Origin of the sequence: Pseudomonas sp. PS02290 (assembly GCF_029960075.1) — a bacterium.
Taxonomy (GTDB): domain Bacteria; phylum Pseudomonadota; class Gammaproteobacteria; order Pseudomonadales; family Pseudomonadaceae; genus Aquipseudomonas.
The window spans coordinates 85,545-110,155 of the sequence record NZ_JASCOY010000003.1 but is presented as its reverse complement, the minus strand read 5'-3'; the positions used below and the strand labels follow the sequence as shown (position 1 = coordinate 110,155).

Below are 24,611 nucleotides of genomic sequence, written 5' to 3'. Positions count from 1 at the left end.
CGTCTGAATCCCATTATGTTTTCTGTTCACCTCGCAACCCTGTTGCGCGGTGTTTCGTCACGTCTGCACGTTGGCTGCCCGCAGTTTTGCGAAGGTGTGACACGACTGCCTGACGAACGTACGACCGCCTGCCCCCATTAAAACAACAACTCCTCTGGAGACGGACCATGAACCTATCGTTGCGCCATATCAGCGTCGCCGCCAGCTGCATGCTGATGGCCACCCAATTGTGGGCCGCCGAGCCCAATCGTCCTGAATGCATCGCGCCGGCCTCGCCCGGTGGCGGCTTCGACCTGACCTGCAAACTGGCGCAAAGCGCGCTGATCAACGAGAAGATCCTCTCCAAACCGATGCGCGTCACCTACATGCCGGGAGGCGTCGGCGCCGTGGCCTACAACGCGGTGGTCGCTCAGCGTCCGGCCGACGCCGGTACGCTGGTGGCCTGGTCCAGCGGCTCGCTGTTGAACCTGGCCCAGGGCAAGTTCGGCCGTTTTGACGAGAACGCCGTGCGCTGGCTGGCCGCCGTCGGCACCAGCTACGGAGCGATCGCGGTCAAGGCCGATTCGCCCTACAAGAACCTCGACGATCTCGTTAAAGCACTGAAGGCCGACCCGGGCAAAGTGGTCATCGGCTCCGCCGGGACCGTGGGCAGCCAGGATTGGATGCAGACCGCGCTGATTGCCAAGGCCGCCGGCATCAACCCACGGGAACTGCGTTATGTCGCCCTCGAAGGCGGCGGTGAAATCGCCACTGCCCTGCTCGGCGGGCACATTCAAGTGGGCTCCACCGACATTTCCGACTCCATGCCGCACATTCTCAGCGGCGACATGCGCCTGCTGGCGGTGTTCTCCGAAGAACGTCTGGACGAGCCGGAAATGAAGAACATCCCGACCGCCAAAGAACAGGGCTACGACATCGTCTGGCCGGTGGTGCGCGGTTTCTATCTGGGGCCAAAGGTGTCGGACGAGGAGTACAACTGGTGGAAAGCGGCGTTCGACAAGCTGCTGGCCTCGGAAGACTTCGCCAAGCTGCGCGATCAGCGTGAGCTGTTCCCGTTCGCCATGACCGGCGAAGAGCTCGACAAGTACGTGAAAACCCGCGTCGCCGAGTACAAGACGCTGGCCAAGGAATTCGGCCTGATTCAGTGACTGACCCCATCGAAGCGTACTTGATTGGCTGAGGATTGCGCCGCCTGTGCGGTGGCGTGATCCGGGAGTTTTCCATGGTGATACAACGCATTTTCGCCGTCGTGCTGCTGGTGGTCTGTATCGGCCTGGCAATGATGGCCTGGCCTTATCAGGCGCCCTTTTCCTACGAACCCGTCGGCCCCCGCGCCTTTCCGCTGCTGATGCTGGCGCTGATGGGCATTTCGCTGCTGTACATGGCGATTCGTCCGACGCCGATCGTGCATTCCGAGGAAGAGCCGGCGCTGGACCGTCCCACACTCATCAAGATCGGCATCTGCACTGTGCTGCTGCTGGTGTTCGCCGGGCTGTTCGAGCCGTTGGGTTTTGTGCTGAGCAGCATTCTGATCGGGATTCCCATGGCGCGTCTGTACGGCGGCCGCTGGCTGCCGAGTGTCGTGATCATCACCTTCATGAGCATCGCGCTGTACGTGCTGTTCGACAAAGTGATGGATGTACCCCTGCCCCTCGGTCTGCTCGACGTTATGGAGAACTGATATGGACACTCTCGGCTATCTCGGCCAGGGCTTCGGCGTCGCGCTGACCCCTTACAACCTGATCACCGCCCTGTCCGGCACGCTGATCGGCACTGTCGTCGGCCTGCTCCCCGGCTTGGGTCCGATCAACGGTGTGGCGCTGTTGATCCCGATCGCCTTCGCATTGGGCCTGCCGCCGGAGTCAGCATTGATCCTGTTGGCGGCGGTGTACCTGGGCTGCGAATACGGCGGCCGCATCAGCTCCATCCTGCTCAACATTCCGGGCGAAGCATCGACCGTAATGACCGCGCTGGACGGCTACCCGATGGCGCGTCAGGGCATGGCCGGCGTGGCGTTGTCGCTGTCGGCATGGAGTTCGTTCATCGGCGCGTTCATCGCCACCTGCGGCATGGTCATGTTCGCGCCACTGCTGGCGAAATGGGCGATTGCGTTTGGTCCTGCGGAGTACTTCGTGCTGATGGTTTTCGCGATCGTCTGCCTGGGCGGCATGGCCGGTGATCGACCGCTGAAGACCTTTGTCGCTGCGTTGATCGGGCTGTTTCTGTCGAGCATCGGTATCGACGCCAACAGTGGCGTGTACCGTTTCACCGGCGACAACATCCATCTGGCTGACGGCATTCAGTTCGTCGTGCTGGTGCTGGGTCTGTTCTCAATCAGTGAGATCCTGTTGTTGCTGGAGAAAACCCATCGCGGCCAGGAAGCGGTGAAAGCCACCGGCCGCATGATGTTCAACTTCAAGGAGGCCAGCTCGGTGTTCTGGGTGAACATCCGTTGCGGTCTGATGGGTTTCATCATGGGCGTCTTGCCGGGTGCGGGCGCGACGCTGGCCAGCGCCGTGACCTACATGTCCGAGAAACGCATCGCCGGCGCGAGCGGCAAATTCGGACAGGGCGACATGCGAGGTCTGGCAGCGCCGGAAACCGCCATTGGCGCAACGGCCTGCGGCGCGCTGGTGCCAATGCTGACGCTGGGCGTTCCGGGTTCGGGCACCACGGCAGTGATGATCGGCGCCCTGTCGCTGTACAACATCACGCCGGGGCCACTGCTGTTTCAGCAGCAACCGGACATCGTCTGGGGCCTGATCGCGTCGTTGTTCGTCGCCAACATCATGCTGGTGATCCTCAACATCCCGATGATCCGCATCTTCACCCGCATCCTGTCGGTGCCGAACTGGGCACTGGTGCCGGTGATCGCGATCATCACCGGGATCGGCGTCTACGCGGTACATGCCACCACCTTCGACCTGTTCCTGATGGTCGGCATCGGCATCTTCGGCTACATCCTGCGCAAGCTGGATTTCCCGCTGTCGCCGATTCTGCTGGGGTTCATCCTCGGCGGGCTGATGGAGCAGAACCTGCGTCGCGCGCTGTCGATTTCCAACGGCGGCCTGGAGATTCTGTGGTCGAGCCCGATCACCCTGGGCATGTGGGTCGTGACGGCGTTCATGCTGGTGTTCCCGCTGATCCGTATCTGGCGCAAACGCTCCAGGCAGCGTCGCGCGCTGGCCGATGTCTGACCGGCCATTCAGCACGTGGTGGGGCACACCGCTGGTCGGCCTGCTGGGGGGATTTCTCGCCAGTCAGGTTGGCTGGCCATTGCCCTGGATGGTCGGCTCGTTACTGGCGATCATCCTGGTCCGCTGCCTCACGCCTTGGCAGTTGGCTGAAATTCCCGGCGGCCGCAAATGCGGCCAATGGGTGGTCGGCATCGGCATCGGCCTGCACTTCACCCCCGTCGTCATCGAACAAGTCCTTTCTCACTTCGGCCTGATTTTCATCGGCGCACTGGTGACCAGCGTCTCCAGCGTGGTCGGCGTGTGGCTGATGCTGCGCACCGGCGAGGACCGCGCCACGGCGTTCTTTTCCAGCATGCCCGGCGGTTCGGGCGAGATGGTCAACCTCGGCGCACGCAACGGCGCGATTCTCAGCAACGTCGCCGCCGGGCAGAGCCTGCGGGTGCTGGCAGTGGTGCTCTGCGTGCCGGCGATCTTCAAGTATTTGATGGGCGATGGCGGCCCGCCTTCCCACGCGACGGTGGTGGATTGGCGGTGGCTGCTGCTGTTGTTTCCGCTGGGCGCGTTGGTGGCCTGGGGCTGGGAGCGGTTAAAACAACCCAATCCGTGGTTGTTCGGGCCGTTGCTGATCAGCGCGGTAATCAGCACCAGTTTCGATTTGCACATCGGCCTGCCCCAGGGCGGCAGTCAGGTGGGGCAGTGGCTGATTGGCAGCGGCCTGGGTTGCCACTTCAACCGGGCGTTCTTTCGCAGCGCGCCGTCGTTCATCGGCCGCACGCTGCTGGGGACAGCGCTGACGATGAGCATCGCGGCGTTGTGCGCACTGGGGCTGAGCACGCTGACCCATCTGGATTTGCGCTCATTGACCCTGGGAATGATGCCGGGCGGGATCGCCGAAATGAGCCTGACGGCGGAGGTGCTGCAACTGTCGGTGCCGCTGGTGACGGCGATGCAGGTGATGCGGTTATTGTTTGTGCTGTTTCTGGCCGAGCCGCTGTTTCGTTACTGGGATCGACGGCTGGGTTAACGATTCACTCAACATGTGGGAGCGAGCTTGCTCGCGAAGAGGTCAGTACATCCGCTAAATTTTCAGCGGTTGAAATACCGTCTTCGTGAGCAAGGTGGAACGCCACCCCGATCATTCCCACAATGTCTGCGTCTGTCCAGGAATGATCCCGTGTCAGGAGTGCCCCAACTTCTGACGTCATACCGCGCTAGACAACAGCCGGCAATCGCCACTCGATCGGCGCCAGGCCGTTCTGCTCCAGAAACTTGTTCGCCAGACCAAAATGCCCACATCCGATAAACCCCTTGTACGCCGACAGCGGCGACGGGTGCACGGCGGTGAGGATCAGGTGTTTGGACGCATCGATGAGCTTTTTCTTGCTCTGGGCATGGGCGCCCCACAGCAGGAATACCAGGTGCGGCTGATGAGCGCTCACTGTTTCGATGATCTTGTCAGTGAAATGCTGCCAGCCCTTGCCGGCATGGGACGCGGCGTTGGCGCGCTCGACCGTGAGCGTGGTGTTGAGCATCAACACGCCCTGCTCCGCCCACGACTGCAGATAGCCGTGATTGGGGATGTCGATGTTCAGGTCGCGCTTGAGCTCTTTGTAGATGTTGACCAGCGAAGGCGGCGCCGGCACGCCCGGCTGCACCGAGAAGCACAGGCCGTGGGCCTGATTGGGGCCGTGATAAGGGTCCTGACCGAGGATGACCACTTTCACGTTATCCAGCGGCGTCGAGTTCAGCGCATTGAAGATCAGCGGTCCCGGCGGATAGATTTCCTTGCCCGCCGCATGCTCCTGACGCAGAAATTCGCGCAGCTCGCCCATGTAAGGCTTTTCGAACTCGTCGCGCAGGGCCTGCTTCCAGCTGGCCTCCAGTTTGATGCGGTCGTCGTTTGTCATGGTGTGATCCGGCAGAAACAATGCGCAACTTTAGGGACTGTGGCTGATTATTTCCAGCGCGGCGCCGTCGGATCTTCCTACACTCGTTCACAGCCGCCGGTTTGCAACTTCCGGGCGTCGCGGGGACTCACAATTCACGATAGATCCCCGTACCACTGACAAGAGGTCACGATGAATCTGCAATTTGAAGAGCTCACCGCCACCGACGGCGCCCGCCTGGGCATCGCCACGCTGGATGCGGAAAAATCCCTGAATGCACTGTCGTTGCCGATGATTCTGGCGCTGCAGGACCGCCTGAACGACTGGGCCAGCGACCCGCAAATCGTCTGCGTATTGCTGCGCGGCAATGGCGAAAAAGCCTTCTGCGCCGGTGGCGACGTGCGTGCGCTGGTCGAGGCCGGACGTGGTCAGCCGGGCACGGTTCCTCCGTTGGCTGCGCAGTTTTTCGCGGCGGAATACCGGCTGGATTACACGCTGCACACTTTTCCCAAACCGCTGATCTGCTGGGGCCACGGCTATGTGCTGGGCGGCGGGATGGGTTTGCTGCATGGGGCGAATATTCGAGTCGTGACGCCGAGCAGCCGGCTGGCGATGCCGGAAATCAGCATCGGCCTGTTTCCTGACGTAGGCGCCAGTTGGTTCCTGTCGCGACTGCCGGGCAAGTTGGGGCTGTTTCTTGGATTGACCGGCGCGCACATCAACGGCCGTGACGCGCTGGACCTTGGTCTCGCGGATCGTTTTCTGCTGGACGATCAGCAGGAGGAGATGATCGACCGGCTGCTGCAGCTCAACTGGCAGGAGCAGACCAAGGTGCAACTGACCAGCCTGTTCAGGGCGCTGCAACTGGAGGCGGTGGATCAGTTGCCCGCCGCGCAATGGCTGCCTCGGCGCGAGACGATCGATGAGCTGCTGGATATCGCCGACGCACCGAGCGCCTGGAATGCGTTGAAACATCATTTGAATGCTGATGACTTGTTATTGGCCAGGGCGGCGAAAACGCTGACCGATGGTTGCCCGATGACGGCGCATCTGGTGTGGGAGCAGATTGAGCGGGCGCGGCATTTGTCGCTGGCCGAGGTGTTTCAGATGGAATACGCCATGGCCCTTAATTGCTGCCGCCATCCCGAGTTCGCCGAGGGCGTGCGGGCGCGGCTGATCGACAAGGATCAAACGCCTCACTGGCACTGGCAGGACATCGCCACGATTCCGCTGGCGGTGGTGGATGCGCATTTCGAGAAGGCCTGGGAAGGACGGCACCCGCTGGCGGATTTGTCGGAGTATTGAGGCTTGAATTCATGCCTGCATGGATGGTGCTCAAACGGGCGCCTTCCCGGCTGAAGCCAGTCCTACATTCGAATGCGTGAATTCAGCGGGATTGGCGGAGATCTCATTGTGGGACCGGGTTTAGCCGGGAAAGGGTCAGGTGTTACAGCGCAAATGTGAGGGTGAATGGACGGGCCTCTTCCCGGCTGAAGCCGGTCCTACGTTTGGAATGCGTACACGCTGGCCGCTCGGGCCATCCATACAACCCATAAAAAACGGCGCTCCTCGGAGCGCCGTTTTTGCGTTACTCAGCGATTGCCGCCGCCCGGTCCGCCGTGCCCGCCGCGACCGAAACCGCCGTCTTCGCGGTGATTGCCGCCAGATCCGCCGGGGCCTGGGCGTGGACCGCCGCCGCCACCGCCCCCCCCGCCTGGATTGCCATGCCAACCGCCGCCGGGCCCTGGGCCATTGCCGCCTCCGGGTCTCGGGCCTTGGGGTGGCGGGCGATAGCCGTTGCCGCCGCCGTTATAGCCACCCCCTCCGTGGTACCCGCCGCCCCCACCATTCCAGTTGCCGCCACCATAACCCGGGCGACCTCCGAAACCGGGGCGACCTCCGCCATATCCAGGCCCGTAATAGCGGGGTGGAGGAACGTAATAACGCGGTGGCGGCGCGTAGTAGCGGGGCGCCGAGTAGTAACGCGGCGAGGAGTAATACACCGCCCCTCCGGAATACACCGGAGCGACCGGGCGATAACTGTCGTACACGTAACCACTGCTGTAGCCACTGCTATAGATCGGCTGCGTGTAGCTTTCTGATTCGTAATAACCTCCGTAACAACCTGCCAGGGACAACGTCATCAAAGCGGTAAGCAATCGTCGATACATGGCGGCCTCCCGGACCGCGGTAGAGCTCGAACCAGCGGCGCTGGTCGGCGTTCTCGAAACTGCCGAGAACGTTAACTGAGACTCCGAATTGCAGACCTAGTGCCCCACCGCGGTCCCCAGGCGCCAGACGGCGCCCTGCATCAGTGCACGTCTCGCCCGTCGTCAAACCACCTACGCCCGCCCAGCTCAGGCGCCACAAGGGTTTGCGCAACTTGGCACAACTCTCGCTTGGGAGAGGATGTGCAGGAGTCACCACAGGTTCGCGGCACCACAATTTGCAATAGCCGACTAGGGTTCCGGCTCGCGTTTCGCGAGTGGCTGGTCCGAGAGTTGGCGACCTCCAGTAGAGGTTACACGGCGGGATAAAAGCCCGGGAGACAGGACACCAGTGGTGTCGCCGTGCTCTTGACCGTCCCTTTTCGCTACTGGAGACACCCCATGCAAAAGTCCCGTCTGTTCAGCCTGCTCACCGCAGGCGTCTTTGCCGCATTGAGCCTCTCGGCCACCGCCGCCCCGAAAAAAGATTTCGACGTCTGCTGGACCATTTACGCCGGCTGGATGCCATGGGAATACGCAGGGACTCAAGGCATCGTCGACAAATGGGCCAAGAAGTACGGCATCCACATCAAAGTCACCCAGCTCAACGACTATGTCGAATCCATCAACCAGTACACCGCTGGCCAGTTCGACGGCTGCACCATGACCAACATGGACGCCCTCACCATCCCGGCCGCCGGCGGCGTTGAAAGCACCGCGCTGGTGGTCAGCGACTTCTCCAACGGCAACGACGGCATCGTCATCAAGGGCGACGGCAAGAAAGTCACCGACCTCAAGGGCATGGACGTCAACCTAGTCGAGCTGTCGGTGTCCCACTACCTGCTCGCCCGCGCCCTGGACTCGGTGGACCTGACTGAAAAAGACCTGAAAGTCGTCAACACCTCCGACGCCGACATCGCCGCCGCGTTCAACACCAGCGAGGTCAAGGCCGTCACCACCTGGAACCCGATGCTCTCGGAGATCAAGGCCAAGCCCGGCGTCACCGAAGTGTTCGACTCCAGCAAGATCCCCGGCGAGATCATGGACATGATGGTGGTCAACACCCAGACCCTGAAAGACAACCCGGCTTTGGGCAAAGCCCTGACCGGCGCGTGGTTTGAAGTGGTGGCGCTGATGAACGCAAAATCCGCCGAATCCAAAGCCGCGCTGGAGCACATGGCCCAGGCGTCGGGCACTGATCTGGCCGGATTCCAGTCGCAACTGGAAACCACCAAGCTGTTCGCCACGCCTAAAGAAGCGCTGGAGTTCGCCACCAGCAAGCAGCTGCCGACGACCATGCGCAAGGTCGCTGACTTCTCCTTCGACCACGGCCTGCTGGGCGAAGGCGCCAAAGACGCCAGCGCGGTCGGCATGACCTTCGCCAACAGCGTGACCGAAGGCGACAAGGCCAACCTCAAGCTGCACTTCGACCCGAGCTACGTGCAGATGGCTGCCGACGGCAAGCTGTAAAAACCAAAGGTCTTTGCCATGCGCTTGATTAACCGCCGCCCGGATCGCGCCAGTCGATTGATCCTGGTGCTCCTGCCGTTCGCCCTGTTGCTGTTCGCCTATTTCACGGGCTCGGCGACGCGGCTGACGGAAAACCCCAACGACAAGCTGCTGCCCAGCGCCGTGCAGATGACCGATGCGATCAAACGGGTGGCGTTCGTGCCCGATCAACGCACCGGCGAATACCTGCTCTGGCAGGACACCGGCGCCAGTCTGCAGCGCCTCGCGGTCGGCCTGGCGATCAGCGCCATTGTCGGGCTGTGCCTGGGCATTGCGTCGGGGGTGCTGCCGTTGTTCAGCGCGCCGCTCTCGCCGTTACTGACCGTGGTGTCGATGGTGCCGCCGCTGGCGATTCTGCCGATCCTGTTCATCGTCTTCGGTCTGGGCGAGCTGTCGAAGGTGATGCTCATCGTCATCGGCATCACGCCGGTGCTGGCCCGTGACCTGGAGCAGCGCGCCCGGGAGATTCCGGTCGAACTGCTGATCAAGGCGCAGACCCTGGGCGCCTCGACCTGGACGCTGATCCTGCGGGTGGTGCTGCCGCAATTGCTGCCGCGCCTGTTGATCTCGCTGCGGCTGGTGCTGGGGTCGGCGTGGCTGTTTCTGATCGCGGCCGAAGCCATCGCTTCCACCGACGGGTTGGGTTACCGGATCTTTCTGGTGCGGCGCTATCTGGCGATGGACATGATTCTGCCCTACGTGGTGTGGATCACCCTCCTCGCCTGGCTGATGGACTGGGGCCTGAAAGCCCTCACGCGCAAGGCGTTCCCATGGTACGAGGGCGCGCGCCCATGAGCTTTATTTCGGTCAAAAACGTCTGGCAGCAATATGGCGATCAGGTGGTGCTTGAAGGCCTGAACCTGAGCATCGCCGAAGGCGAGTTCTGCACGCTGGTGGGCGCGTCGGGCTGCGGCAAATCAACGTTCTTGCGCCTGCTGCTGGGCCAAGAGGTCGCCAGCAAAGGCGCGATTCTGCTGGACGGCCAACCCCTGGCGAAGGAACCGGATTCGACCCGGGGTGTGGTGTTTCAGCGCTATTCGGTGTTCCCGCACTTGTCGGTGCTGGACAACGTCGCGCTCGGCCTTGAATTGCCGCGCTCGGCGTTGCTCGGGCGGCTGTTCGGCGCCGCCAAGCGTGACGCCCGGGAGCAGGCGGCGGCGCTGTTGCACAAGGTCGGCCTCGATCACGCGCTGGACAAGTACCCGACTCAACTGTCGGGTGGCATGCAACAGCGTCTGGCCATCGCCCAGGCGCTGATCATGAAGCCAAGGGTTTTGTTGCTGGACGAGCCGTTCGGCGCCCTCGACCCCGGCATCCGCAAGGACATGCATGCCCTGCTGCTGGAGCTATGGCGCGAAACCAAGCTGACGGTGTTCATGGTCACCCACGACCTGTCCGAAGGCTTCAACCTCGGCACCCGGCTGCTGGTGTTCGACAAGGTCCGCATCGACCCCCACGCCCCCGGCGCCTACGGCGCGCGCATCACTTACGACATTCCCCTGAACAGCGATCGCCGCGCCGCCCGCGTGGCGCTTGATTCGCTGAAAACGGCTTGAAGGACATTGCCCATGAATGAATCAACCACGCTGTTCCCCGTGTTCGCCGAAGAGCTGCTGCCCGGCGGCGGTCACCTGTCGTTTGTGCTCAAACGGGGCGAACTGCTGCGCCTGACCGACCTGAACGGCAACGCCAACGTCAGCCTGACGATGTTCAACGCCCACGAAAAAACCGAGCGGCTCAACCTGCCCGACAGCCTCAAGTGCCAGCACACCGCCAAGCTCACCAGCGGCCATTGTCTGTATTCGGACATGGGCCGCGTGCTGGCGGCGATCACCGCCGACACCTGCGGCTGGAGCGACAGCATCGGCGGCGTGCTGTGCGCCGAAGAGGTCACCGAGAAATACGGGCAGGGCCGCTATCAGGAACTGCGCAACGGCTTCTTTCGCAACGGCGCCGACAACCTGCTGGTGGAGATGGGCAAGTGGGGCCTGGGCCTGTCCGATCTGTTGATGACGCTGAACCTCTTCAGCCGGGTCAACGTCGACGATCACGGCGCGCTGGCCTTCGTCCCGGGCAACTCAAAAGCGGGCGACAGCATCGAGCTGTACGCGCCGATGGACACGCTGGTCGTGATGACCGCCCTGCAACACCCGATGGACCCCAACCCCGAGTACGCACCGCAGCCGGTCCAGCTGAGCTGGATGAAGGCCGACCCCAGCGTCGCCCAACACTGCCGCACGTCCCGCGAGGAAAACGTGCGCGGCTTCATCAACACCGATCGCCTGTTCGCCTGAGGAGGCTTGCCATGAGCACCGCACAAAAAAATGCCCCCGTTTCCATCACCCACATCCCGGCCGGCGAGCCCTCCCTGACCGAACTCAAGGCCGGGCAGACCCTGCGCTTGCTCGATCTCGAAGGCAATCAGGCGGTTGACACGTTGTTTTACAGCCTCGCCAACCCACGCGAACGCTATGACGTGCAACGTACGTTGCGTCGGCAGAATAACGTTTACCTGAGCAAAGGCAGCGTCCTGTATTCGAACCTGGGCAAGCCGATGCTGACCATCGTCGAAGACACCTGCGGGCGCCACGACACCCTCGGCGGCGCCTGCGCCCAAGAGAGCAACACCGTGCGTTATGCGCTGGATAAAAAGCACATGCACAGCTGCCGCGACAGCTACCTGCGCGCCTGCATCCATGACGGTCGGCTGGGCAAACGCGACATCAGCCCGAACATCAATTTCTTCATGAACGTGCCGGTCACGGCGGACGGTGGGCTGACGTTCGAGGACGGCATTTCCGGCGCCGGCAAGTACGTCGAACTGCGCGCCGAGATGGACGTGATCGTGCTGATTTCCAACTGCCCACAGCTGAACAACCCGTGCAACGGCTACAACCCGACGCCGGCAGAACTGCTCGTCTGGGACTAACCGCTGACCGCGATTTCAAGGGTTCAAGATTCACGGGTTCAAGCTTCAAGATTTCGGCGCGAGGGACGGCCTTCGTGCAACGCGTACCACAGCGGGACGGCCCGCTACCCAGTGAGGGATTGATCGCTATCGATCCCCGGGGTCAATGCCATGTTCGACAAACTGCTGATTGCCAACCGCGGCGCCATTGCCTGCCGCATCCTGCGTACCCTTCGCGACCTGCAGGTCGGCGGCGTTGCGGTGTACGCCGAAGCGGACGCTGCCAGCCTGCACATTCTGCAAGCCGATGAAGCGCACAGCCTGGGCGAAGGTGGCGCCGCCGGCACCTACCTGGCGGTGGACAAGATTCTCGCCATCGCCCAATCCACCGGCGCCAAAGCGATTCACCCGGGTTACGGCTTTTTGTCCGAAAACGCGGCCTTTGCCCAGGCCTGTGAAGACGCCGGCATCGCCTTCGTCGGCCCGACACCCGAGCAACTGCGGGTCTTCGGCCTCAAGCACACTGCCCGCGCCCTCGCCAAACAACACGGCGTGCCGATGCTCGAAGGCACCGAACTGCTGGACAGCCTGGAAGACGCCTTGACCGCTGCTGAAACCATCGGCTACCCGGTCATGCTGAAAAGCACGGCGGGCGGCGGCGGGATCGGCATGCGCGTGTGCCGCAGCGCCAGCGAACTGAGCGAGTCATTCGAGGCCGTCAAGCGGCTGGGCCAGAACAACTTCAGCGACGCCGGCGTGTTCATCGAGAAGTACATCCAGCGCGCTCGTCATCTTGAGGTGCAGGTGTTTGGCGACGGTCGTGGCGAGGTGATCGCCCTCGGCGTGCGCGATTGCTCGGTGCAGCGTCGCAATCAGAAAGTCCTCGAAGAAACCCCCGCGCCGAACCTGCCCGCCGGCATGGCCGAGGAGCTGTGCGCCGCGGCGATCAAGCTGGCGAAAGCGGTTAACTACCGCAGCGCCGGCACGGTGGAGTTCGTCTTCGACAGCGATGATCAGCGGTTTTATTTTCTGGAAGTGAACACCCGTTTGCAGGTCGAGCATGGCGTGACCGAGCAAGTCTGGGGCGTGGACCTGGTGAGCTGGATGATTCAACTGGCGGCCGGCGATCTGCCGCCGCTGGTTGAATTGCGCGCGGGTTTACAGCCCGTCGGCCACGCCATTCAGGCGCGTTTGTACGCCGAAGACCCGGGCCGGGATTTCCAGCCCAGCCCGGGCTTGCTGACCTCGGTGCACTTCCCCACCGCCGACGGCAAACACCTGCGCATCGACACCTGGGTCGAGGCCGGATGTGAAATTCCGCCGTTTTTCGATCCGATGATCGCCAAGGTCATCAGCTGGGCGCCGGACAGGATGTCGGCCAGTGACGGTCTGGCCCAGGCCCTGAGCGAAACCCGGCTGTATGGGATCGAGACCAATCGCGACTACTTGCGACAGATCATCGCGGACGTGCCGTTCGCCAGCGGCCAGCCGTGGACGCGGTGCCTTGAGGGGCTGACCTATCGCGCCGACACGTTCGAGGTCCTGAGCGGCGGCACCCAGACCAGCGTTCAGGATTATCCGGGGCGCCTGGGTTACTGGGCAGTGGGCGTGCCGCCGTCGGGTCCGATGGACAGTCGATCGTTGCGTCTGGGCAATGCTCTGGTGGGTAACGCTGAAGGCTGCGCCGCGCTGGAAATCACCATGAGTGGGCCGACGCTGCGCTTCAACACTGATGCGGTCATTGCCGTGACGGGCGCGGTCATTCCGCTGTCGGTGGATGGCGTAGCGCTGCCGATGAATCAATCGTTGCTTGTTTCTGCTGGATCGACCTTGGTGCTTGGCACCATCGCGGGCGCCGGTGCCCGCAGTTATCTGTGCGTGCGGGGCGGGCTGGACGTGCCGGATTATCTGGGCAGCAAGAGCACGTTCACCCTGGGCCAGTTTGGCGGGCACGGCGGACGGGCATTGCGCGCAGGGGACGTGCTGCATATCGCGCCGCTGGTGGACCGCAGCGCAGGCCAGCAGTTGGCACCCGCGCAGATCGCCGCGCTGCCGGAGATACGAGACATTCGGGTGATCTACGGTCCCCACGGCGCGCCGGAATACTTCACCGAGCGCTACATCGAGACCTTCTTCGCCACCGACTGGGAAGTGCATTTCAACTCCAGCCGCACCGGCGTGCGCCTGATCGGGCCCAAGCCGGAATGGGTGCGTGCCGACGGCGGTGAAGCGGGCCTGCACCCGTCGAACATTCATGACAATCCGTACGCCATCGGTGCGGTGGATTTCACCGGGGACATGCCGGTGATCCTCGGGCCGGACGGGCCGAGCCTGGGCGGCTTTGTCTGCCCGGTGACGATCATCGAGGCGGATTTGTGGCAGTTGGGGCAGCTCAAGGCCGGGGACAAGGTGCGGTTTTATCCGGTCAGTCTCGACGCGGCCCGCTCGCTGAAACTGAACACCGATCTGTGTAGGAGTGAGCTCGCTCGCGAAGAGGCCGGTACATCCGATGAATATTTAGCGACTCGACCAGAGTCTTCGCGAGCAAGCTCACTCCTACAGGGTGCAGCGCTGACCTCACCAGTTGTGTTGCCACAGGGAGCAGCGTTGACTTCGCCGGTTGTGCTCGACATCGGCAAGGACGATACCCGTCTCGTTGCTCGCCTGTCCGGCGACACCCATCTGTTGCTGGAGATCGGCGCGCCGGAGTTGGATCTGGTGCTGCGCTTCCGCGGCCATGCGCTGATGCAGGCGCTGGAAAGCAAGCAGCTCAACGGCGTGATTGACCTGACACCGGGCATTCGTTCGCTGCAGGTGCATTACCAGCCTGAGCAACTGCCGCTGAAAACGCTGCTCGATGTGGTCGCCGGCGAGTGGGACGGCGTCTGCGCCAGCAAGAATCTGGAGGTGCCGTCGCGCATCGTTCATCTACCCTTGTCCTGGGACGATCCGGCCTGCCAGCTGGCCATCGAGAAGTACATGACCACCGTGCGCAAGGACGCTCCATGGTGCCCAAGCAACCTGGAATTCATCCGCCGCATCAACGACCTGCCGAACCTCGACGAAGTGCACCGCACGGTCTTCGACGCCAGCTACCTGGTGATGGGGCTGGGCGACGTCTACCTCGGTGCGCCGGTCGCCACGCCGCTGGATCCTCGCCATCGGCTGGTCACCACCAAATACAACCCGGCGCGCACCTGGACCGCTGAAAACTCCGTCGGCATCGGCGGCGCGTACATGTGCGTCTACGGCATGGAAGGCCCCGGCGGCTATCAGTTCGTCGGCCGCACGTTGCAGATGTGGAACCGCTATCGCGCGGTGGCGGCGTTCGATGGCAAACCGTGGCTGCTGCGGTTTTTCGACCAGATTCGCTTTTATCCGGTCAGCGCCGACGAGCTGCTGACCATCCGCCGCGATTTCCCCCTCGGTCGGTACCCGCTGCGGATCGAGCACAGCACGCTCAATCTGACTGAGTACCAAACCCTCCTGGCCGAAGAAGCGCAGAGCATCGCGGCATTCCGCAACCAGCAGCAGAGCGCGTTCAACGCCGAGCGCGAGCGCTGGATCGCCAACGGGCAGGCCTCGTTCGAGAGCGACGAAGCGTTGGCCGAATCCACGGAAGAAGCGCCGCTGCAAGACGGGCAGACCAGCGTCGACAGCCACATTGCCGGCAATCTCTGGCAGGTGCAGGTCAGCGTCGGCCAGCGCGTCGAGGCGGGGGAAACCCTGGTGATTCTGGAGTCGATGAAGATGGAAATCCCGCTGGTGGCGCCCCACGCCGGAGTGGTCAGCGACGTCCGCGTGCAGCCTGGCTCGGCGGTGCGCGCCGGACAACGGGTGGTCGTGCTGGACGTCGGCTGATTGGCGCTGATGCTCTTTGCAGCTTGCAGCTTGCGGCTTAACGCTTGCAGCTTTCATAGAGGCATAAGACGCGGTGGCATACGCGATACATAGTTACCGCCATTGCCACCCGGCATCGCGCCATAGTGGGCATCTTTCCACGTGGCGCGATTTTTCATGAACGACCGCAGCAGCTCTGATTCCGCGAGCGGCCTTGATCTCCTTTCCAACGACACCCTGCCCGATGGCGGGGATTTCAGCGTTTCGCCGTTCGCGGAACCTTTGCGCCCGGCTGAATCCCCGGAGCCCGCCGCCGCGTCCGCCAGCGAAGCTTACGGGATTAACTACAAGCGCTTGATGCGCCAGGCCGTCAGCCCGGTCGCCGAGTTGTTGTACGGATCGGTCTGGGTACTGAAAGCCTGGCAACTGGATCTCGAGTTTCCGCCCTCGGTCGTCCGCCATCTGGACCAGCGGCTGGAGGAAACGCTACAGGCCAGATTTGGCACGCCCATTGACCTTGACGAGCTGCACGTCAGTTTTAGCACCGCGCTGGAGCCGGCCGTGGAAACCGACGGTCGGGAGCGTTTCGAGCTGCGCCTGACGTTACGCGAGCTGGGCCGGGAGACGCTGAATCCGCCCGGACTCCTCGCCCTTCGACGCTGCGCCGAGGCTGATCGCCCGCTGTCGGCGTGGACGCCCACCCTGACCGTCTCGGCGTTTTTCGAGCTGCTCATCGAAGCCCGATGGCCACTGGAATATGAGCAGGTGCAGCGTCAGTTCTGGGAGCATCACGGCGACACATGGGAGATGCTCGCCAAGCTGGCGTTTCTCGATGGTGTGACCCGCCTGCATTCGCGCAAGCGCATGGATAACGAGGGCCATCTATTAGCGCTGGATGCGCTGGGGCTCACACGTTTCCCGCTTGGTGTTCAGGACCTGCAGTCGGCCGGACCGCCGGCACGCTCGGTCGTGCGCGGGGTGGCGCTGAACGGCGAGATCATCCCCGGTATCTTCCATCTACGCTCCAATACCACGGGGCATTGCTATGTCCACGTGCTGGGCAGCGCGCCCCTGTGCCATGAGTACATCAGCGATGACGCGCCCTGGAAAGCGGACAAGGTGCTGGAGGCGATCAACGCATCGGCCTGGCATCGGCTGAATCTTTCGCTCGATGGCACGCAAATCACCCTCACGCTGGCGGCGCCTTCGGACGACGTATTCACTCAACTGCGTGTCGCCCAGCAACGCTTTTGCGCTGCGCGACTGACGGGCATCGATGCGGTTGAATCAACCGACGCATTCAACGACGACGACCACGCGGCGCTCATGCCCATCGAGCCGGCACTGGCACTGGTCAGCGCCCTCGATCACTGGCAGCACCATGAGCCGCTGCTGGCGCGAATCCCGACCCCGCTCGGGTTCGCAAACCGGCTCATGGGCCAGTGGCTCAGGCAGGTGTTCCCCCGACTCAAGCCTGTCCCGTTGAAGCAAACGCACACGCCGATCACAGATCCCCGGCGCGTATTCATCCGCTACCTGCCCGGCACGTCGAGGACGCCGTGGGGCCACCCGCGAATCGCAGCGGCGAACGTGATTGTCACGCCGGCTGAAACGCCCGTCACGCTGAGTCAGGCACTGTTGAGCCGGTTCAGGGCGCTTCAGCCCCAGGGCTACGATGATGAAGGCGGTCGCTGGGTCGTCTACGCAGATCCGAGCGGAAACGGGGCCTGGTCGCCCGAGGCGGAATTGAACATCAGCGCCGCGAGCGTCGAGGCGTACATACAGGGCGTCGATTTTCTCGGCCTCATGCAGCTTCGACTCGACCAGTTCTGGCGGCAGCAACGCGCTGACATCGAGCGTTCGTTCTGGTCGACCTTCGTCAGCCAGGCGCTGCTGGCCCTAAAGAGCGGCGATCTTTCCATGCACCGTTTCCAGAGAGTGATCGATGCCGTGGAGCAGGCGCAGCAGGTGCCTGCGCCAGAGGCGCCGCTTCTCGTTGCAGAACGGATCCGCTGGAGCGCTGTGGGCTTTCACGTCAGCAGCGGACTGCCACTGAACTCCCACTGCCCTCCCTGCGTGGGCTTGCTGATGATCAGCGCGCCCGACCAGGAAGGCGGGGTGCTTTATCAGGCCGGGCAGTCAACGCCGTTCGTGGCATTCAGTCATCGTCAGCAGCTCATCGACCACCTGACTACCGCTGCCGCCAACCCTGCATGGCGCGAGACCGTGCTCAATTACATGCCGCGCCGTTTTCACGCCAGGCTCGGTTATATCCTCGAACTGTGGGGCGGGGTCCGAGCGCCGGCCGAACCGGTGTCGATCCTGCGCCCCTGGACAGAGCCGCTCTACAGCCCGGACACCCATGCCGCCCGGCAGCGTGAACTGTGCGAGCAGGAAGTGTCCGGCTCGCCCATGGCGTTCATCTGTGAGGGCCTGCGTCTTAACAGCCAGTACGACGCCGAGGACAGCATCGTGACCGACCGCGAGCAGGCACTCGGCGCCTGGATTCAACACCTCAATCGCCTGCAACTGTTATTGGCACCCATGGCGCTCGTGCTGCCGGCGGCCTCCGTTGCGGCGCTGACGGCCAGCGCGGCCAGCGTTTCGCTGGGCATTCAGGCCGCCCACCTCCCCGGCGACCGTCAGAAGGAACGGCGCCAGGTGGTGTTCGCCATTCTGTCCCTGGGGTTATTGCACATGGCACCGGCCACGCCACGACTTTTTCAGGCGTTCCGCAAACTCGCAGCGCCTGCCACAGCACTGGGCCGAGGGCTGAGTCGAGTGAAGACTGCGCTGCCGGCACGCAATTTCGGCGACTGGCTGCGCAGGGCGACCCACCCACGCAAAACGCTGCTCAAGCCATTCTTCAATGGAGCGGGCCTGATGAAGACGTGGAGCGTGGCGGGTAATGCCGAATTCGGCACGTCGTCGGTTCAAGTGTGGAAGCTGGAGCGCAAATTTCTGCTGTGGACATCGGACCGGACCCAGGCACGCACCCTGGTCGTCAGCAGCCACGGCTACTACTTGCCGTGGACGCGCACGACGGCCATTCCCAACGGCACCGAACTGCGAACTTACGCGCCCCACGGTCACGAGCTGGTCGACCCGATGCTGCACCGGATCGCCAGCCAGTCGGTGCGGCCCTACGCCCTGCTGAACACTGCGCAGCCGGTGCCCGGCCCCGGCGTCGGGCCCTTTCCGGACATGTTCGCCCGGGACACGCTGATGGCCGGCACCTCGCTGCCCGGACGCATCAAGAACTACACCCTGGCGAAATTTCAGAGCGAGCACTATGAAAGTTATCGGGACATCAGCCAGATCGTGCGCAACAGTCATCAACCGCCGCTGCCCAGCCTGCTCCCTGCAACGCCCATGGATGTGCTGACCGTGCGCAACCGGTTCGGTATGACCCGCCCGACCCTGGAGGATCTGTTCGGCGAACTGAGTCGGCAGGGCATTCACTACGACAACATCCTGCTGGTGCATTGCCGCTGTCCTGCCGTGGGTTCTATGCTGGGGCGCGCGCCCTCTTTCGTCGCCCCGCAAGGCCAGTCGCCGATTACCCCGTAGGCGCGTTGCCCGGGATCACATGCTCATGGCGCGAGACAGGGCCGCGCGCTAGCATTGGCGGCACTCAAAGGCGGCGCTCTACATGGACACTCACATCATCGACACGAGCATCTGCCCCGTTTGCGGCGCCAGTAACCGCTGCACCCTGGCTGATCCGCGCACAGTGGATCAAGCCTGCTGGTGTTTTACCGCCGAGATCGACCCGGCGGTACTGGCAGCTCTACCCGAAGAGGTCCGTGGACAGGCATGCCTCTGTCCGCGATGCGCGGGCCTTGAAGCGGCGAGTCGCGATGCGTCTTGACCGTTTCCTCAGCAACCTGCCGCGCTTCAGCCGCAAAGAGGTACGACTGGCACTGATCGCAGGCCGCGTGCAGGTCGACGGGTTGCTGGTAAAAAACCCGCTGCACGAAGTCCGCGAGTTCAGTCAGGTACGGATCGACGACGAAGTCCTTCAGCTCGGCAAACCCGCCCGGTATTTCATGCTGCACAAACCCCAGGGCTGCGTCAGCGCAACCGTCGATCCGCAGCACCCCACCGTGCTCGACCTGCTTGAGGAGCCCGACAAGGACGATCTGCACATCGCCGGCCGACTGGATTTCAACACCTCCGGGCTGATGCTCATCACCAACGATGGGCAGTGGTCGCGCCGCCTGACGCAGCCGATCACCAAACTGGCGAAGGTCTATGACGTCGAGACCGAAGACGACATCGGTGCGCACTACGTCGAAAAATTTGCTGAAGGTTTTTATTTCGCGTTTGAAGACCTGACGACACAGCCTGCCGAGCTGACGATTCTGGGCAGTCATCGCGCCCGGCTGAGCATCGTGGAAGGGCGTTACCATCAGGTCAAACGCATGTTCGGCCACTTCGACAACAAGGTGACCCGGCTGCACCGCGAGAGCATGGGACCGCTGAGACTCGACCCGGCGCTGGCCCCCGGACAGTACAGAGCCCTGAGGCCCGACGAAATTGCGTTGATCTGAAACCTGCGTCCAATTGCCTACCTGTCACGAAACACGTGCAACGTGTCTACGCGCACCCCGTTTTTTCGTCAGGAGACATGGAGATGAAGCCAGAAATCACTGTGCTGGACATACAAGGCCAGTTCCGGGTTTACACGGAGCTCTATCGCGCAGACGCCGCCGAGAAGACCATCATTCTGGTCAATGGCTCGCTCGCCACGACCACCTCCTTCGCTCAAACCGTGCGCAACCTTCACCCGCAATTCAACGTCGTGCTGTACGACCCGCCTTACGCCGGCAAATCAAAACCCCACAATGCCCATGAACGCCCCCTGACCAAGGAGCTGGAAGGTCAGTTGCTTCTGGAGCTCATCGACCACTTCAACGCCGAACTGCTGCTGTCGTTTTCATGGGGTGGCGCGGCGGCGCTGGTCGCCCTGGCGCATCGGCCCAAGCGCATCGAGAAAGCCGTGATCAGCTCGTTCTCCCCTGTCATCAGCGACCCGCTGCGCGACTACCTCGAGCGCGGCCGGCAACACTTCGCCGCCTACAATCGCCATGGCGTCGGTGAGTTACTCAACAGCACGCTGGGCAAACACCTGCCTTCTCTGTTCAAGCGCTACAACCACAAGCACGTCAGCTCCCTGGATCTGCACGAGTACGCGCAGATGCACCACCACATCAACCATGTGCTGGACGCGAGCAATCATCCGCAGATGAAAGCCGCCAGGCGCATCAATGTGCCGGTGCTGTTCATGAACGGTGTGTGGGACGAGTACACCTCGGCTGCCGACGCCCGGCACTTCGCCCACTACATTCGCGACTGCCATTTCAGCACCATTCAGGATGCGGGGCACTTTCTCGACATGGAGAGCAAGGCCGCGTGCCTGGCATCGAAAGAGGCCCTGCATGGGTTTCTGAAGCCCGCGCCCGAACCCCAGCGCATTCATTACAGAACGGGTCAGTTGCAACAGGCGTTTGCGGTGTGATTGGAATGGGAAATGATAGGGCAGCAGCCGGGGAAGGAAGGGTTTGCTGCAGAGCCTGATGAGTGCCATTGGACGGCGAATCAGGGGGCGGACACACGGCATTGGGTCGGTGAGGCATTTAACGCTTCAATTCACCCGCCGCATCTGGTACAAAGTCAGCCGCTCCAAAGGCGTCGAGTCAAAAGCGGGTATAGTTTAGTGGCAAAACGAAAGCTTCCCAAGCTTTAGTTGAGGGTTCGATTCCCTCTACCCGCTCCATTTCCCCCAGTGTTTCCGGGCTTTTCAGCCGCCCTCCTCGCTCTGAATCAATCTCGATTCGTGCCCTCGACTTCAAAAATACCGACCCATACCGCCGCCTTCTCAGGCACCGATTTCGTTACCGTTAATCCCCTGCTGCAAATCCGCATCACAGATTCCACGCCGACTGCCGATACAGAGAAACCAGTTGCTCAAAATTCATCCATCGAGCGACGAAATCTCAAGGCAGTGACGATCATGCAACATATCCCCTTGGCAACCTTCGAATCCATTGGCTGCGCTGAGTGTCGAAATCTCGAAGGGCTGGGTTTCGACTTCACCATGGCTTTCCAACCTATCTTCAACGTCACCACCGGAGCGCCCTTCGCTTATGAGGCGCTGGTCCGTGGTCTCAACGGCGAGTCCGCCGCGTTCATCCTGGGTCAGGTCAACGACGGCAACCGCTACCGTTTCGATCAGGCGTGCCGGGTCAGGGCCATTGAGCTCGCTACCCAGCTGGGCCTGCCCGCGATTCCAGACTGCAAGCTGAGTATCAATTTCCTGCCCAAAGCGGTGTACCGCGCAGAGACCTGCATTCGGGCAACGCTTGAGGCGTCTCGGACGTTCGATTTTCCGGTGGATCGGCTCATGTTCGAAGTCACCGAAGGTGAGCGTGTAGATGATCCGAATCATCTCAAATCCATTTTCGAAGAGTACGAGCGGCAAGGTTTCACCACCGCTATTGATGACTTCGGATCAGGTTATTCCGGCCTCAACATGTTGGCGATGTTTCAACCACAGGTGCTGAAGATCGATATGGCGCTCACCCGTGACATCGATCAGGACGCCGTGCGTCGGGCGATTGTTGAAGGGATTGTGCTGGTTTCGAAGCGGCTGGGAATCACTGTCGTGGCCGAAGGCATCGAGACCTGCGAAGAGCGCGACGCCCTGCTGGATCTGGGCGTCGAGCTGATGCAGGGCTATCTGTTTGCCAAACCCATGATCGGCCGTTTGCAACCGATGCCGGTGGAGCTGATATGCGGCTCGGACGCTGTCGACGTGGCCTGATTCACAAGTGAGCCTTGGACGTTGCAAGGGTTGCAGGCCAGTCGTGGGTGCGATGCGTCAATCCGCCGCGTGGGTCGCTGCCCGTTCGATCAACGCGGCCACTTCCTGCGGACGGGACTGGTACACCGAGTGACTGGCGCCGTTGATCTCGATGGTGTGGCTGTTGGCCCGCTTGGCGTACATGCGCTCAAGGTCCGGGTTGATGATCCGGTCTGCCCCGGCCACTGCGTACCAGCTAGGCTTGGTTTTCCACGCGGGCACGCCAGCGGGGGTGGTGAACACTGACGCCGCGGTCGGCTCCTGGGAAATGGCTTCGAATTCAGCCTGAGCCTTGGGCAGGTCAGCCGCGAAGTCCGCCGGATAGAATGCTGGGTCAAGGGACAGGAAGCCGTCAGCGGTTTTCTTCACCGCTTTGGTGGCATTGGGGTACAGCTTGCCGTTCTGCGCTTCGGTTTCACCCTGATCCAGCGCGTGGGCGGCGATGTACACCAGGCCCACGACATGAGCGTCATTGCCGACATCCGTGATGATCGCGCCGCCGTAACTGTGGCCGACCAGAATCGTCGGGCCATCCTGCTGGTCAACAATGCGCTTCACCGCCGTCACGTCATCGGCGAATGACGTCAATGGGTGTTCAGCGATCGAGACGTTGTACCCGTCCTTGCGCAGGATCTCGTAAACCGGCTTCCAGCCCGACCCGTTCACAAAGGCGCCATGCACCAGCACGATGTTCTTCACCGGTGCCGCCTGAGCCGCACCGGCAACGCCCAGAGCCAGGGCGCCCGCCGTAAAAACGCTTAGCAGCAATGCCGTGTTGATTCTGTTCATGGGGTGCTTCCTCAGTGTGCAGTCATGGTCAGGGGCTGGAGCGGGATAGCCGAACCTGACCCCGCATTTGGCTGTGAACCATTGAATGCGCTGCACGTATCTGCAATGTGTCGCTGAGGGCGAGCTTTCAGTCAGCACGTATCGGCAGGGGGTCTGGATACACAGGTATACAAAGCTCGCGTTTTTTGTGGGACCGGCTTGAGCCGGGAAGAGGCAAGTGTGTTCGCCATCAGCTTTGCAGCGTGACGGCTGACGCTTTCCCGGCTAAAGCCGGTCCCACAATGGAGGCCACCGCCAGTCCAGCTGAATGCATGCAATCCAAATGTAGGACCGGCTTCAGCCGGGAAGAGGCAAGTAAGTGCGCTGCACCAGTAAACCGGACTAAAACTTTCACCCACGAAAAAGCCCGGAAAACTCCGGGCTTGTTCATTCCATCAACGCTTACGCCGCAAGGCTCGGCGACGACAGGGACTTCTTGTACTCAGCCTTCATCGCTTCCATCTGCGCACCCAGCTCTTCCAGCTTCTTCTTGCCCAGCAACTTTTCAGCTTGCGGGAACATCTCTTCCTCTTCTTCCTCGATGTGGTGCTCCAGCAGCTCTTTGACCACTTTCACACGACCGGAAAACTCCGGGGTAGCAGGGTCAGTTTGCTTGAGGTCCGGCAGCACCAGGGCGTCAACGGTGCGGTGCTCTTCCTTGGCTTCGTAGTACATGATGTCCTGCTCTTTGCCGCCCGCCTCTTTAAACGCCGGATAGAGAATTTCTTCCTCGATCTTGGTATGGATGGTGATTTCCATCTCCAGTTTGGCCAGCAAGTCAGTGCGCTTTTTAACGCCGCGCTCGGTGGACTCGCTCAGTTGGGTCAAGATGGCTTTTACGCGTTCATGGTCGGCTTTCAACAGTTCGATGGCGTTCATGTTGTTTCCTCTGGATCACGGTAAGCGGATCGATCTAAGCGCCGACCCTGCAGGTTCGTGATGAGAGTTGCATCGACCGTGCCGATGTAGCGAGTTATCGAAAAGCTCAGTGAATCAAGCAGTTAGACGAACAGGGAAAATGCGAAATCGTGCAGGCTGCATGAAACTTCGCAAATGGATAGTGCAGTTCACGAGTTGCTATCCGGCCGATTGAGCTCCGGCAACACCAGAGCTCAGATGGCGACGAGTCGTGTCATTAGTGCGCTTTGGCGGCAGGTAATAACGCCGTTCGCTCTTGATAGGCTGGTAAGGAGGCCGCAAACGCCATGGCTTCTTCGCGCGTGGAGAATGAGCCTAATCGATCACGGTGGGTGCAGACCCGCCAAGGCCCGTTGTTCACGTTAATCACATCGTAACCGTTGAAGTGCGTCTTGCTGAGCATTGCGGTATGCATGGTCATCTCCTCTCATTCAAGAGAGTGTTATGGGTTGT

General features: G+C 62.0%; 21 protein-coding genes, 1 tRNA gene and 1 riboswitch. Of the genes, 17 read left to right on the top strand and 5 right to left on the bottom strand.

Annotated features, from left to right (window positions below):
- Positions 1–167 precede the first annotated feature (167 nt).
- From QMX88_RS02970 to QMX88_RS02955, 4 genes are all read left to right on the top strand, one after another.
- Complete coding sequence (locus QMX88_RS02970; protein WP_282366146.1) at positions 168–1,148, top strand: Bug family tripartite tricarboxylate transporter substrate binding protein; 981 nt, start codon at positions 168–170, stop codon at positions 1,146–1,148.
- Positions 1,149–1,222: 74 nt separating this feature from the next.
- The gene (locus QMX88_RS02965) at positions 1,223–1,681 is read left to right on the top strand and encodes a tripartite tricarboxylate transporter TctB family protein (RefSeq protein ID WP_282366145.1); all 459 of its coding nucleotides are present in this window, start codon (positions 1,223–1,225) and stop codon (positions 1,679–1,681) included.
- A 1-nt stretch (position 1,682) separates the two neighbouring features.
- Positions 1,683–3,197 (top strand): tripartite tricarboxylate transporter permease, encoded by a 1,515-nt coding sequence (locus QMX88_RS02960; RefSeq protein WP_065992418.1) that lies wholly within the window; start codon positions 1,683–1,685, stop codon positions 3,195–3,197.
- Positions 3,190–4,221 carry an AbrB family transcriptional regulator gene (locus QMX88_RS02955; protein ID WP_282366141.1) on the top strand — a complete coding sequence of 344 codons (1,032 nt, stop codon included), beginning with the start codon at positions 3,190–3,192 and terminating at the stop codon, positions 4,219–4,221. Before QMX88_RS02960 ends, QMX88_RS02955 begins: the two co-directional genes overlap by 8 nt.
- A 187-nt stretch (positions 4,222–4,408) precedes the next feature.
- Here QMX88_RS02955 and ung read toward each other — a convergent pair whose 3' ends face one another.
- Entirely contained in the window at positions 4,409–5,104 is a 696-nt protein-coding gene (gene ung / locus QMX88_RS02950) for a uracil-DNA glycosylase (protein ID WP_282366139.1), read from the bottom strand.
- A 171-nt stretch (positions 5,105–5,275) separates the two neighbouring features.
- Here ung and QMX88_RS02945 point away from each other — a divergent pair, with 171 nt between their 5' ends.
- Positions 5,276–6,388 (top strand): enoyl-CoA hydratase/isomerase family protein, encoded by a 1,113-nt coding sequence (locus QMX88_RS02945; RefSeq protein ID WP_282366137.1) that lies wholly within the window; start codon positions 5,276–5,278, stop codon positions 6,386–6,388.
- Positions 6,389–6,675: 287 nt separating this feature from the next.
- Here the strand turns inward: QMX88_RS02945 and QMX88_RS02940 are convergent, their stop codons facing one another.
- Positions 6,676–7,254 carry a hypothetical protein gene (locus QMX88_RS02940; protein WP_282366135.1) on the bottom strand — a complete coding sequence of 193 codons (579 nt, stop codon included), beginning with the start codon at positions 7,252–7,254 and terminating at the stop codon, positions 6,676–6,678.
- 277 nt (positions 7,255–7,531) lie between these two features.
- Positions 7,532–7,633, top strand: a riboswitch (guanidine-I (ykkC/yxkD leader).
- Between the two features lie 59 nt (positions 7,634–7,692).
- Between QMX88_RS02940 and QMX88_RS02935 the strand changes: the two genes are divergently transcribed.
- The 12 genes from QMX88_RS02935 to QMX88_RS02880 all read left to right on the top strand — a co-directional run bounded on the left by QMX88_RS02935 (position 7,693) and on the right by QMX88_RS02880 (position 22,373).
- Positions 7,693–8,760, top strand: coding sequence for a putative urea ABC transporter substrate-binding protein (locus QMX88_RS02935; RefSeq protein ID WP_282366133.1), 1,068 nt, complete (start codon positions 7,693–7,695; stop codon positions 8,758–8,760).
- 18 nt (positions 8,761–8,778) lie between these two features.
- Positions 8,779–9,594, top strand: a complete 816-nt coding sequence (locus tag QMX88_RS02930) for an ABC transporter permease (protein ID WP_192171652.1) — start codon at positions 8,779–8,781, stop codon at positions 9,592–9,594.
- Complete coding sequence (locus QMX88_RS02925) at positions 9,591–10,355, top strand: ABC transporter ATP-binding protein (RefSeq protein ID WP_122536042.1); 765 nt, start codon at positions 9,591–9,593, stop codon at positions 10,353–10,355. Before QMX88_RS02930 ends, QMX88_RS02925 begins: the two co-directional genes overlap by 4 nt.
- 12 nt (positions 10,356–10,367) lie before the next feature.
- The gene (locus tag QMX88_RS02920) at positions 10,368–11,093 is read left to right on the top strand and encodes an urea amidolyase associated protein UAAP1 (RefSeq protein WP_282366123.1); all 726 of its coding nucleotides are present in this window, start codon (positions 10,368–10,370) and stop codon (positions 11,091–11,093) included.
- 11 nt (positions 11,094–11,104) lie between these two features.
- Complete coding sequence (locus QMX88_RS02915; protein ID WP_282366121.1) at positions 11,105–11,728, top strand: urea amidolyase associated protein UAAP2; 624 nt, start codon at positions 11,105–11,107, stop codon at positions 11,726–11,728.
- Positions 11,729–11,878: 150 nt separating this feature from the next.
- Positions 11,879–15,568 carry an urea carboxylase gene (gene uca, locus QMX88_RS02910; protein WP_282366118.1) on the top strand — a complete coding sequence of 1,230 codons (3,690 nt, stop codon included), beginning with the start codon at positions 11,879–11,881 and terminating at the stop codon, positions 15,566–15,568.
- 156 nt (positions 15,569–15,724) lie between these two features.
- Complete coding sequence (locus QMX88_RS02905) at positions 15,725–19,117, top strand: dermonecrotic toxin domain-containing protein (protein ID WP_282366116.1); 3,393 nt, start codon at positions 15,725–15,727, stop codon at positions 19,115–19,117.
- Between the two features lie 82 nt (positions 19,118–19,199).
- Entirely contained in the window at positions 19,200–19,418 is a 219-nt protein-coding gene (locus QMX88_RS02900) for a cysteine-rich CWC family protein (RefSeq protein ID WP_282366114.1), read from the top strand.
- Positions 19,408–20,100 carry a pseudouridine synthase gene (locus QMX88_RS02895; protein WP_282366112.1) on the top strand — a complete coding sequence of 231 codons (693 nt, stop codon included), beginning with the start codon at positions 19,408–19,410 and terminating at the stop codon, positions 20,098–20,100. Before QMX88_RS02900 ends, QMX88_RS02895 begins: the two co-directional genes overlap by 11 nt.
- Before the next feature lie 83 nt (positions 20,101–20,183).
- Positions 20,184–21,068: an alpha/beta fold hydrolase gene (locus tag QMX88_RS02890; protein ID WP_282366110.1), complete on the top strand. Its 885-nt coding sequence runs from the start codon at positions 20,184–20,186 to the stop codon at positions 21,066–21,068.
- A 184-nt stretch (positions 21,069–21,252) separates the two neighbouring features.
- Positions 21,253–21,326: transfer RNA gene (locus QMX88_RS02885), tRNA-Gly, on the top strand.
- Between the two features lie 237 nt (positions 21,327–21,563).
- Positions 21,564–22,373: an EAL domain-containing protein gene (locus QMX88_RS02880; RefSeq protein WP_282366288.1), complete on the top strand. Its 810-nt coding sequence runs from the start codon at positions 21,564–21,566 to the stop codon at positions 22,371–22,373.
- Positions 22,374–22,430: 57 nt separating this feature from the next.
- Here QMX88_RS02880 and QMX88_RS02875 read toward each other — a convergent pair whose 3' ends face one another.
- From QMX88_RS02875 to QMX88_RS02865, 3 genes are all read right to left on the bottom strand, one after another.
- Positions 22,431–23,201 carry an alpha/beta hydrolase gene (locus QMX88_RS02875; protein WP_282366108.1) on the bottom strand — a complete coding sequence of 257 codons (771 nt, stop codon included), beginning with the start codon at positions 23,199–23,201 and terminating at the stop codon, positions 22,431–22,433.
- Between the two features lie 441 nt (positions 23,202–23,642).
- Positions 23,643–24,119, bottom strand: a complete 477-nt coding sequence (locus tag QMX88_RS02870) for a hemerythrin domain-containing protein (protein ID WP_133772400.1) — start codon at positions 24,117–24,119, stop codon at positions 23,643–23,645.
- A 256-nt stretch (positions 24,120–24,375) separates the two neighbouring features.
- The gene (locus tag QMX88_RS02865) at positions 24,376–24,573 is read right to left on the bottom strand and encodes an SPOR domain-containing protein (protein WP_192171886.1); all 198 of its coding nucleotides are present in this window, start codon (positions 24,571–24,573) and stop codon (positions 24,376–24,378) included.
- Between the last annotated feature and the right edge of the window lie 38 nt (positions 24,574–24,611).

What these genes read in the sequence shown, in the direction of transcription:
- QMX88_RS02895 (WP_282366112.1), top strand. Translation starts at nt 19,408, where the DNA reads ATGCGTCTTGACCGTTTCCTCAGCAACCTGCCGCGCTTCAGCCGCAAA.
- QMX88_RS02965 (WP_282366145.1), top strand. Translation starts at nt 1,223, where the DNA reads ATGGTGATACAACGCATTTTCGCCGTCGTGCTGCTGGTGGTCTGTATC.
- QMX88_RS02960 (WP_065992418.1), top strand. Translation starts at nt 1,683, where the DNA reads ATGGACACTCTCGGCTATCTCGGCCAGGGCTTCGGCGTCGCGCTGACC.
- ung (WP_282366139.1), bottom strand. Translation starts at nt 5,104, where the DNA reads ATGACAAACGACGACCGCATCAAACTGGAGGCCAGCTGGAAGCAGGCC.
- QMX88_RS02970 (WP_282366146.1), top strand. Translation starts at nt 168, where the DNA reads ATGAACCTATCGTTGCGCCATATCAGCGTCGCCGCCAGCTGCATGCTG.
- QMX88_RS02925 (WP_122536042.1), top strand. Translation starts at nt 9,591, where the DNA reads ATGAGCTTTATTTCGGTCAAAAACGTCTGGCAGCAATATGGCGATCAG.
- QMX88_RS02940 (WP_282366135.1), bottom strand. Translation starts at nt 7,254, where the DNA reads ATGTATCGACGATTGCTTACCGCTTTGATGACGTTGTCCCTGGCAGGT.
- QMX88_RS02900 (WP_282366114.1), top strand. Translation starts at nt 19,200, where the DNA reads ATGGACACTCACATCATCGACACGAGCATCTGCCCCGTTTGCGGCGCC.
- QMX88_RS02875 (WP_282366108.1), bottom strand. Translation starts at nt 23,201, where the DNA reads ATGAACAGAATCAACACGGCATTGCTGCTAAGCGTTTTTACGGCGGGC.
- QMX88_RS02905 (WP_282366116.1), top strand. Translation starts at nt 15,725, where the DNA reads ATGAACGACCGCAGCAGCTCTGATTCCGCGAGCGGCCTTGATCTCCTT.
- QMX88_RS02930 (WP_192171652.1), top strand. Translation starts at nt 8,779, where the DNA reads ATGCGCTTGATTAACCGCCGCCCGGATCGCGCCAGTCGATTGATCCTG.
- QMX88_RS02920 (WP_282366123.1), top strand. Translation starts at nt 10,368, where the DNA reads ATGAATGAATCAACCACGCTGTTCCCCGTGTTCGCCGAAGAGCTGCTG.
- QMX88_RS02880 (WP_282366288.1), top strand. Translation starts at nt 21,564, where the DNA reads ATGCAACATATCCCCTTGGCAACCTTCGAATCCATTGGCTGCGCTGAG.
- uca (WP_282366118.1), top strand. Translation starts at nt 11,879, where the DNA reads ATGTTCGACAAACTGCTGATTGCCAACCGCGGCGCCATTGCCTGCCGC.
- QMX88_RS02870 (WP_133772400.1), bottom strand. Translation starts at nt 24,119, where the DNA reads ATGAACGCCATCGAACTGTTGAAAGCCGACCATGAACGCGTAAAAGCC.
- QMX88_RS02865 (WP_192171886.1), bottom strand. Translation starts at nt 24,573, where the DNA reads ATGCATACCGCAATGCTCAGCAAGACGCACTTCAACGGTTACGATGTG.
- QMX88_RS02935 (WP_282366133.1), top strand. Translation starts at nt 7,693, where the DNA reads ATGCAAAAGTCCCGTCTGTTCAGCCTGCTCACCGCAGGCGTCTTTGCC.
- QMX88_RS02945 (WP_282366137.1), top strand. Translation starts at nt 5,276, where the DNA reads ATGAATCTGCAATTTGAAGAGCTCACCGCCACCGACGGCGCCCGCCTG.
- QMX88_RS02890 (WP_282366110.1), top strand. Translation starts at nt 20,184, where the DNA reads ATGAAGCCAGAAATCACTGTGCTGGACATACAAGGCCAGTTCCGGGTT.
- QMX88_RS02915 (WP_282366121.1), top strand. Translation starts at nt 11,105, where the DNA reads ATGAGCACCGCACAAAAAAATGCCCCCGTTTCCATCACCCACATCCCG.
- QMX88_RS02955 (WP_282366141.1), top strand. Translation starts at nt 3,190, where the DNA reads ATGTCTGACCGGCCATTCAGCACGTGGTGGGGCACACCGCTGGTCGGC.